Genomic DNA, 6,818 nt, shown 5'->3' with positions numbered 1-6,818 from the left:
GACGACGTGGAGGCCTCGTTCTTCACCGCGTACCTGGAGAAGGGCATCTTCGGCGTCAGCCCCTTCGAGACCATCGACAAGGACGGCGTCGGCGCCCTCGTGCGCAACGCCGTCGAGGCCGGCCGTGCCACCCGCCCCGACATCAAGCTCGGTGTCTGCGGCGAGCACGGCGGTGACCCGGAGTCGGTGCACTTCTTCCACGAGGTCGGCCTCGACTACGTCTCCTGCTCGCCGTTCCGGATCCCGGTGGCGCGCCTGGAGGCGGGCCGTGCCGCCGCCGGGTCGAAGGGCAGCGACAGCCGCTGACCCGACCGCTGAGGCGCTGCTGAACGGCCGTTCAGCAGCGCTTTCCCGGGAACCACCGGGGCCGCCGCCGGTCTCTCACGACCCTCACCGACGGGCGGCGGCCCCGGAACCAAGAGAGACGGGACGGACACCTTTGTGCGGAGGTGTCCGTCCCGTCGTTTTGATTTTGGGTCGATTTTGGTCGGAAGTGAGTTCACGTTCAATTGGGGCCCATTGAATTATTGGGCTTTGAACTTTCCCGTTTCTTCGGCAAAGAACGGGTCGGGCGCGGCCTCCGGATCCCCACCCGGTGGCCGCGCCCTTTACCCATGTCGGGCAGGTGAGCCGCAACCCTCGCCGACCGCCGCCGGACGGGCAAAGCCCCCCACGGTCTTCACCACGTCACCTCGGTCCTGAAGGTTTCCTGCCCGACACCGCACAGCTTTTCGGTTCACCCCCGTTCGCCGCGATGCTTTTCAACTGTGGCTGAAACACCCTGGTAACAACCTGTGATGGTGTGCATACTCGTCGGCGGGGGTGGTTGCGAGTGCACAGGTGGGGGCTTGATGCTGCGGATTCATTTCACCGGCGACGATCTGGCGGCGGTCCGGATGGCCGCCCGTCCCGACGTTCTGTGGGAAACGATTCTGAGCTTTCACCGTTTAAGGGACCGGCGGGGCCCCGTCGTCTACGGGGAATGGCGCTCCGAAACGCGGATGCGGCTCGGCGGGGAGACCCGGCTGCTCGCCGCCCTGGTGCCCAGCCGGGGCTATTTTCCCGACTTCCTGACGCCCGCCGAAGCGGTGCACGGGCTCGACGAGGGCCTCCAGGCGATCCGCGCCACGGACCTCGGCCGGCTGCGCGGTGAGCTCTCGCTGCTCGCCGCCGACCGCAGCGGCGGCCGGACCGTGCCCCACTCGCTCCGTGCCCTCGCCGACGGCGGCGCGGAGCCCTTCGACCGGCTCGTCGGGGCGCTTCGGTCCTACCACCGGGCGGCCGTGGAGCCGTACTGGCCGCACATCCGGGCCCGTGTCGAGGCCGACCGGGCGCGGCGCGGCCGGGCTCTCCTCGACGGCGGCGCGGAGGAGCTGCTCGCCTCACTGCCGCCGATGCTGCGCTGGCACGCGCCCGTCCTGGAGGCCGACTACCCGGTCGACCGGGACGTCCACCTCGGCGGCCGGGGGCTGCTGCTCCAGCCCTCGTACTTCTGCCGGGGGACGCCCGTCATGCTGCGCGACCCCGCGCTGCCGCCGGTTCTCGTCTACCCCGTCACGCACGGCGAGGCGCTCACCGTCCGGGCGCCCGGCGGCTCCTCGCTCGCGAAGCTGGTGGGCCAGACCCGCTCCGCCGTGCTGCACGCCATCGGGGACGGCGGGACGACGAGCGAGCTGGCCCGGCGGGCCGGGGTCTCGCTCGCCTCGGCGAGCCAGCACGCGGGTGTGCTGCGCGAGGCGGGGCTCATCGCGACCCTCCGCCACGGCAACGCGGTGCTGCACACGCTGACGCCGCTGGGCGCGGCCCTCCTCGGGGGCGCCCAGCGGCAGGCCGAACCGGAGCGTTACGCGCGGAACGGGCCGGTCACCTCGTAGGTGATGCCGCCCGAGGAGCTGCCCGAGGTGCCGCGCTGGCTGGAGAAGTACAGCCGCCGGCCGTCGGGGGAGAAGGCCGGGCCGCAGATCTCGGAGGAGGACTGGCCGTTGATCCGCAGGAAGGGGGCCACCACGTCGTCGGGGGTGATGACGCAGATCTCCATGTTGCCGCCGTCCTCGGCGACGAACAGGTCACCGGAGGAGGCGCCGGTGACGTTGTCGACGCCGGTGAGCGGGGCGGCGCCGCTGGGCACGAGCGAGTCGTCGTAGGCCAGCTCGTAGGTGTTCGTGGCGAGGTTCAGCTGCCAGAGGCGGTTGTCGCCCTTGGTGGTGAACCACACGGTGTCGTTGGCGTAGTGACAGCCCTCGCCGCCGTTGAACTTCTTCGCCGCCGAGACCTGGTAGCGGGTGGCGGTGGGGGAGCCGTCCGGGTCCGGGACGTTCTGCCAGGTGAACGAGCCGGAGGTGGCCGTGCCGGCCACCAGGACCTGGAGGGTGCCGGCGGAGAGGTTGCCCCAGGTGGAGGGCACGAAGCGGTAGAAGCAGCCGTCGGACTTGTCCTCGGTGAGGTAGACCGCCCGGCGGACCGGGTCGGCGGCCGCCGCCTCGTGGTTGAAGCGGCCCATGGCGGCCCGGCGGACGGCCGGGTTCACGCCCCACGGGTCCGTCTCGTACACGTAGCCGGTGTCGACCTCCTCGCAGGACAGCCAGGTGTTCCACGGCGTCTTGCCGCCGGCGCAGTTGCGGTTGGTGTTGGAGAGGATGCGGTAGGCCGAGGTGATGGAGCCCGAGGAGTCGAACTTGATCGCGCTCGCGCCGCCCGTGCTGGAGATCTCCGAGTTGGAGACGTAGATCCAGCCGGTGCCGTCGGCGTAGCAGGCACCGCCGTCGGGAGCGTTGTGCCAGACGTACGAGGTGCTGCCGACCCGCTGGCCGGACCGGGCGACGACCCGGCTGGTGAAGCCGCTGGGCAGCTGGATGCCGTTGGCGTCGGCGGCGCCGAGCGGGCCGTACGGGCCGGCCCCGGGCTGGGCGGGGGCCGCGTAGGCCGCCCCGCGCATCAGGGTGCCGCCGAAGGCGGCCGCCGACGTGCCGATGACCGCTCCGCGCAGGAAACTGCGTCGCTCCACGTCTCACTCCATGGGTGTGATGATCAGCCGCCGCACGGTCCGCGGCGGGGTCACGCGCTTCCGGAACCTAGGAGTACGGAGTTGACTGTGCATCAACAAGTGGTGAAGCGGAAGCGGCGGAACGGGGACGGGGACCGCCCGAGGTCCGCGGCCGTCGCCTTCCGGCCATTCCTCCCCACGGGTAGGGCGCCGGGGGCGCACCCCGCCGTGCGGGACACTGGAGGCATGCCTGCCCCCCGGAACCCCAGGGACATCGGCGGCCGTGACGACCTCGCCGTCCTGCTGCGCCGCTTCTACACCGAGGCCGTCGCGGACCCGCTCATCGGGCCGTACTTCACCGAGGTCGCCGGCACCGACCTGGACGCCCACCTGCCCCGGATCACCGACTTCTGGGAGCGGGCCCTGTTCCGTACGGCCGGCTACGGGCGGGACGCCTTCGCCCCGCACGCCGCCCTGCACACGGCCCGGCCCCTCACCGCCGCCCACTTCGGGCGCTGGGTCCAGCTCTGGCACGCCACCGTCGACGGCCTCCACCGCGGGCCCCGGGCCGAGCGCGCCAAGGCGCAGGGCGAACGGATCGCCCGCGCCATGCTGCGACGGCTCGCCGGGCCGGACGCTCCCACCGGGGGAGGGGACGGCGGCTTCGTCCCGCTGGCGGCGCTGCGTCTGCGGGCCCCGGCGGCCTGAGAGGGCCAAGCGGCGGCGCCCGCGGCCCCGGACCGACCCGAGGGCGGAGCCGCCCGGAAAAAGTTCCGGAGGACCGCGCCGCGAGCGATGAGTTCCGGACGGGACGCCCGTCTACCCCTTCGAACGCGCCGGAACCGAGCAGGGCGGCGCCCTACCGAGGAGAGACACCATGGCCCCGCAGATGATCTTCGTGAACCTGCCGGTGAAGGACCTGGACGCCAGCAAGGCCTTCTACGAGAAGATCGGCTACTCGATCAACCCGCAGTTCACCGACGAGACCGCCGCCTGTGTCGTCATCAGCGACACGATCTGCGCGATGCTCCTCACGGAGGAGAAGTTCAAGAGCTTCACCGCCCCGGGCAAGGAGATCGCCGACGCCACCAAGGCCACCGAGGTGCTGATCACGCTGAGCGCCGAGAGCCGGGAGAAGGCCGACGAACTCGCCGACGCCGCCCTCGCCGCCGGGGGCAGCCCGGCGAAGGAGCCGATGGACATGGGCTTCATGTACGGCCGCTCCTTCGCCGACCCGGACGGCCACCACTGGGAGGTCTTCTGGATGGACCCGGCCGCCGCCCAGGGCTGAGCCCCCAGGGGCCGGCCGCGGCCGGCCCCAGGCCGGGCCCCGGGACCGCACCGGGACCCGGCGCTTCCGCCGGGATCAGGCCGCGACACCGCCGTCGATCACCAGGTCCGCGCCGACGACCGCCCCGGCCGCGTCCGAGGCGAGGTAGAGGACCGCCGCCGCCACCTCGGCGGCGGAGGTGATCCGGCCGAGCGGCGACTCGCCCTTCATCCGGACCTCCCGCTCGGCCTCGGTCTCGCCGGGCAGCAGGGACATGGCCGACTCCGCGGCCCCCGGGCTGACCGCGTTGATCCGCACCCCGTCGCCGATGTGGTCCAGGGCCGCGGCACGGGTGAGGGCCGAGACCGCCGCCTTGGAGACCTGGTAGCCGAAGACGCCCGGCACACGGACGTGCGCGCCCAGGTTGGAGGAGATGTTCACGATCGCGCCGCCGCCGTGCGCCCGCATGTGGGCGACCTCGGCCTGGAGGGCGTGCAGGACGCCCGTCACGTTGATGTCGAGCAGGGTCTGCCAGTCCTCCAGGGGGAAGTCGGCGGCGCTGTGGCCGCCGAGGAAGACGCCCGCGTTGTTCACGGCCACGTCGAGCCCGCCGTACAGCTCCACCGTGCGCCGGACCAGCTGCCGCGTGGAGGCGGCGGAGGACACGTCGGCGGTGACGGCGGCGGCGGTGCCCCCGGCGTCACCGATCATGGCGACCGTCTCGTCCAGGGCGGCGGCGGTGCGGCCGGCGGCGACGACCTTCGCGCCCTCGGCGGCGAAGGAGAGCGCGATCTCGCGGCCCAGGCCGGAACCGGCCCCGGTGACGAGGACGACGCGGTCGGTGAAGCGATCGGACATGGAAAACCCCTCCGAGGGTCAGTTCTCTTACTTGACCGTACGTTCCAATATGAGCCGCGGGAAAAGGGCGCCCCTTCCGGGCGCCCTTCCTCCGGTCCGGCTCAGTCCAGCAGGGCCAGGGCCTGCTCCGCCGCGTCCCGTACCCGTGCCGGGTCCGTGGAGGCCTTGCCGACCAGCCGGATGCCCTGGGTCAGGACGAGCAGCATGCGGGCCAGGGCCCGCGGGTCGCGCTCCGGCGGCAGCTCGCCCTGGGCGCGGGCCCGGACGAGCGCCGCGTGGAGCAGCGTCTCCAGGTGCTCCCAGTTGATCTCCACCCGGCGCGCCACGGCGGGGTCGTGCGGGGCGAGCTCCGCCGCCGAGTTGGTGACGAAACAGCCGTTCAGGCGCTCCTCCTCCGCACCGGCCTCGGCCGCGAAGCGGCGGACGAGCGTCCGGACGGCCGGCAGGGCGGGGCCCGGCGCGGACAGCTCCTCGACCATCCCCGGAAAGCGCTCCTCGGCGTAGCGGTCCAGGGCCTTCAGGTACAGCTCGTGCTTGTTCCCGAAGGTGGCGTAGAGGCTCGCCCGGCCGATGCCGAGGTGCTCCACGAGGTCGGACATCGCCGTCGCCTCGTAGCCCCGCGCCCAGAACAGTTCGAGCGCTGCCCGGAGCGCGGCGTCCGGATCGAATTCCTTGGTCCTGGCCACGCCCCGACCGTACGCCGGTCTGGAACGACCGGTCAAGTAAAGGGGGATTGCCCCTTCGGTGTCACCGCACCCGCACCGGATAGACCGTCACCGCGACCCCGTCGTCGTCCAGGCACCGGCCCGTCGTCAGGTCGAAGCGCTGCTTCAGCAGCGGCGAGGCGACGAACGGCCGCCCCTCCGCCGACCCCAGCAGCCCCCGGGCGAGCACCTGGGCGCCCGTGAACGGGTCGCGGTTGTCGATCGCGTACGTCCGCCCCGCACGGTCCCGGAAGACCGCGGCCTGCCGGCCGTCCGGGAGCAGGGCCGCCATGCCCCGCCCCGGCGTCAGCCGGTCCGCCTCGCAGACCGTCATCCACGCGTCCTCGGAGAGGGAGAGTTCGAGCGTCGTCATCGGGAGGTCGCTCCTTCCAGCGTGCCGACCGGCGAACCGATCGTGAGGATGTCGAGGTCCGGCTTGATCTGGTCCCGCTCCGGGACGAAGCGGACCGAGGGGTCCGGCGTCTCCGGCGCGTTGACGAAGGAGACGAACCGCCGCAGCCGGTCGGGGTCGTCCAGGGTCTGCGCCCACTCGTCCCGGTACTCCGCGACGTGCGCCGCCATCAGCGCCTCCAGCTCCTCGCAGAGCCCCAGGCTGTCGTGCACCACCACGTCCCTGAGGTGGTCGAGTCCGCCTTCCAGGCGCTCCAGCCAGGTGGATGTCCGCTCAAGGCGGTCGGCCGTCCGGATGTAGAACATGAGGAACCGGTCGATGAGCCGGATCAGTTCGGCGTCCGACAGGTCCTGGGCGAGCAGGTCGGCGTGGCGCGGGGTCGCGCCGCCGTTCCCGCCCACGTACAGGTTCCAGCCCGAGGCCGTGGCGATGACGCCGAAGTCCTTCGACTGGGCCTCCGCGCACTCGCGGGCGCAGCCGGAGACCGCCGACTTCAGCTTGTGCGGGGCGCGCAGGCCCCGGTAGCGCAGTTCCAGCCGGATGGCCATCTTCACCGAGTCCTGCACGCCGTAGCGGCACCAGGTCTGCCCC

Annotated in this window: 8 protein-coding genes and 1 pseudogene; 4 read left to right on the top strand and 5 right to left on the bottom strand. The window is 72.4% G+C overall.

Annotation, left to right across the window (positions count from 1 at the left end; all coding sequences use genetic code 11):
- Together RIF68_RS22080 and RIF68_RS22075 are read left to right on the top strand one after the other, a co-directional pair.
- A partial coding sequence (locus RIF68_RS22080) for a putative PEP-binding protein (protein WP_309053018.1) occupies positions 1-306 on the top strand: 306 nt, incomplete at its 5' end.
- A 545-nt stretch (positions 307-851) separates the two neighbouring features.
- Positions 852-1,874, top strand: coding sequence for a helix-turn-helix domain-containing protein (locus RIF68_RS22075; protein ID WP_309053017.1), 1,023 nt, complete (start codon positions 852-854; stop codon positions 1,872-1,874).
- On the opposite strand, the gene RIF68_RS22070 is transcribed toward RIF68_RS22075, so the two are convergent.
- Entirely contained in the window at positions 1,844-3,004 is a 1,161-nt protein-coding gene (locus RIF68_RS22070; RefSeq protein WP_309053016.1) for an alkaline phosphatase PhoX, read from the bottom strand. The two genes, RIF68_RS22075 and RIF68_RS22070, sit on opposite strands and share 31 nt — an antisense overlap.
- A gap of 225 nt (positions 3,005-3,229) precedes the next feature.
- Here RIF68_RS22070 and RIF68_RS22065 point away from each other — a divergent pair, with 225 nt between their 5' ends.
- Together RIF68_RS22065 and RIF68_RS22060 are read left to right on the top strand one after the other, a co-directional pair.
- Positions 3,230-3,691: a group III truncated hemoglobin gene (locus tag RIF68_RS22065; protein WP_309053015.1), complete on the top strand. Its 462-nt coding sequence runs from the start codon at positions 3,230-3,232 to the stop codon at positions 3,689-3,691.
- 169 nt (positions 3,692-3,860) lie between these two features.
- Positions 3,861-4,274 carry a VOC family protein gene (locus tag RIF68_RS22060; protein WP_309053014.1) on the top strand — a complete coding sequence of 138 codons (414 nt, stop codon included), beginning with the start codon at positions 3,861-3,863 and terminating at the stop codon, positions 4,272-4,274.
- Positions 4,275-4,349: 75 nt separating this feature from the next.
- Here RIF68_RS22060 and RIF68_RS22055 read toward each other — a convergent pair whose 3' ends face one another.
- The 4 genes and pseudogenes from RIF68_RS22055 to RIF68_RS22040 form a co-directional block, all read right to left on the bottom strand.
- Positions 4,350-5,111, bottom strand: coding sequence for an SDR family oxidoreductase (locus RIF68_RS22055; protein ID WP_309053013.1), 762 nt, complete (start codon positions 5,109-5,111; stop codon positions 4,350-4,352).
- 101 nt (positions 5,112-5,212) lie between these two features.
- Entirely contained in the window at positions 5,213-5,797 is a 585-nt protein-coding gene (locus RIF68_RS22050; protein WP_309053012.1) for a TetR/AcrR family transcriptional regulator, read from the bottom strand.
- Between the two features lie 61 nt (positions 5,798-5,858).
- Entirely contained in the window at positions 5,859-6,188 is a 330-nt protein-coding gene (nirD, locus tag RIF68_RS22045) for a nitrite reductase small subunit NirD (RefSeq protein WP_309053011.1), read from the bottom strand.
- Positions 6,185-6,818, bottom strand: a pseudogene (locus tag RIF68_RS22040) (nitrite reductase (NAD(P)H)); the annotation flags it as partial. The gene nirD and the pseudogene RIF68_RS22040, both read right to left, overlap by 4 nt.

The organism is Streptomyces sp. (genome assembly GCF_031178505.1).
GTDB lineage: Bacteria > Actinomycetota > Actinomycetes > Streptomycetales > Streptomycetaceae > Streptomyces > Streptomyces gulbargensis.
The sequence above is the reverse complement of the archived record's forward strand: the minus strand, read 5'-3'. Positions and strand labels throughout refer to the sequence as shown.

What these genes read in the sequence shown, in the direction of transcription:
- RIF68_RS22075 (WP_309053017.1), top strand. Translation starts at nt 852, where the DNA reads ATGCTGCGGATTCATTTCACCGGCGACGATCTGGCGGCGGTCCGGATG.
- RIF68_RS22065 (WP_309053015.1), top strand. Translation starts at nt 3,230, where the DNA reads ATGCCTGCCCCCCGGAACCCCAGGGACATCGGCGGCCGTGACGACCTC.
- RIF68_RS22060 (WP_309053014.1), top strand. Translation starts at nt 3,861, where the DNA reads ATGGCCCCGCAGATGATCTTCGTGAACCTGCCGGTGAAGGACCTGGAC.
- RIF68_RS22055 (WP_309053013.1), bottom strand. Translation starts at nt 5,111, where the DNA reads ATGTCCGATCGCTTCACCGACCGCGTCGTCCTCGTCACCGGGGCCGGT.
- nirD (WP_309053011.1), bottom strand. Translation starts at nt 6,188, where the DNA reads ATGACGACGCTCGAACTCTCCCTCTCCGAGGACGCGTGGATGACGGTC.